Annotated in this window: 3 protein-coding genes; 1 reads left to right on the forward strand and 2 read right to left on the reverse strand. The window is 59.7% G+C overall.

Annotated elements, in window-relative coordinates; genetic code table 11:
• Positions 1-168: 168 nt before the first annotated feature.
• Both A39O_RS0109405 and A39O_RS0109410 read right to left on the reverse strand, forming a co-directional pair.
• Positions 169-459: a HigA family addiction module antitoxin gene (locus A39O_RS0109405; protein ID WP_020504401.1), complete on the reverse strand. Its 291-nt coding sequence runs from the start codon at positions 457-459 to the stop codon at positions 169-171.
• A gap of 9 nt (positions 460-468) precedes the next feature.
• Positions 469-771, reverse strand: coding sequence for a type II toxin-antitoxin system RelE/ParE family toxin (locus tag A39O_RS0109410; RefSeq protein ID WP_020504402.1), 303 nt, complete (start codon positions 769-771; stop codon positions 469-471).
• Positions 772-1070: 299 nt separating this feature from the next.
• Here A39O_RS0109410 and A39O_RS0109415 point away from each other — a divergent pair.
• On the forward strand, positions 1071-1411 hold a 341-nt coding region (locus A39O_RS0109415; RefSeq protein ID WP_020504403.1), incomplete at its 3' end, for a BRO-N domain-containing protein.

A 1411-nucleotide genomic window follows, 5' to 3' on the forward strand; every position in this document is an offset into this window, starting at 1 on the left:
GTCGGCATAACGATCGAATTCGGGGTCAGAATTGGCGTTCATAGCAGTGGCGTTGCGGTTGGTTGGCTTTCCAGGCGGTGGGGAAATAGGGGTCTGACCCCTATTTCCCATTTGACCCCTATTTCCCATTCCTATTTCCCATTTCACCGTTATCGGCGTTGCCGTTGGTTAGGCCGCCAGTGGTTGAATCCGCGACAGGTCTTCGCCATGCGCCCGCAGGGCCTCTTCGGTGTCATAGTCGGACTGCAAGGCCAGCCAGAAGCCCGGTGTCGTGCCAAAGGCACGGGACAGACGCAACGCCGTGTCGGCGGTAATGCCGCGCTTGCCGGCGCAGATTTGGCTGATCCGCATCGGCGGGACATAGATCTGATGCGCCAGGCGGTATTGGCTGATGCCCAGCGGTACCAGGAACTCTTCGCGCAACACCTCGCCGGGATGGATATTCTTGATGGTGTCCATGCGGTTTCCTCAGTGATAGTCGCAAATCTCAACGCGCTCGGCATGGCCGTTGTTCCACACGAAACAGAGACGCCATTGGTCATTGATGCGGATGCTGTGTTGTCCGGCGCGGCTCCCCAGGAGCGGTTCCAAGCGGTTGGCCGGGGGGATGCGTAAATCCTCAAGGCACTGTGCGGCGTTGAGCATCCGCAGTTTGCGCCGCGCCACTTCCTGAATCTGGTTCGGCAACTTCTTGGTAAATCGCCCGTTCCAGATGGTTTCCGTGGCGGCATCGTGGAAGGTGGTGATTATGGCTAAAATAATATCGCGCAACGATACTATCGTCAAGCGTTAGGCCGCTCAAGGTGGCTTGACCACGCGCCCCGCCGGGCCTATGCTGGTTCTACCGCTGGGGTCCCAGCGGTCGGGTTTGACAGCCCGGAAACAAGGCGGACAGACCGCCGCCCAGGCGGTATTTTTTTGTCCGCAGCATGGCAGTACCTCTATGGTGCGGGCCGTGCGGGGGAGCCTTCGGGCTCGCCGGTTCCTTGTTCCGGTCTGTCAACCCCGCACGGTCCGCCCACCACGTTTGACAGCGTGGGGCGGAGTGTCCGCAAACAAGGTGTCATGCCATGACCGAGCTTCCCGCCCAAGTCGCGCCCGTCGCGTTCGCCTTCTCGTCAACCTACACCGTTCGCGTCGTCACGCGCGACGGCGATCCCTGGTTCGTCGCCGCCGACGTGTGCGCCGCCCTGGACCTTGATCAAGTCAGCCGTGCGCTGTCCAGATTGGACGATGACGAGCAGCAAGTCGTTGATTTTGGCACCCTTACTTCAATTACGGGAGTTACAAATCAAGAACTTAACCCCGGACAGAAAATCAACCTCATCAACGAGTCCGGCCTGTACTCCCTGATCCTGGGCAGCCGCAAGCCCGAGGCCAAGCGCTTTAAGAAGTGGGTCACGTCCGAAGT

The organism is Lamprocystis purpurea DSM 4197 (assembly GCF_000379525.1).
Taxonomy (GTDB): domain Bacteria; phylum Pseudomonadota; class Gammaproteobacteria; order Chromatiales; family Chromatiaceae; genus Thiodictyon; species Thiodictyon purpureum.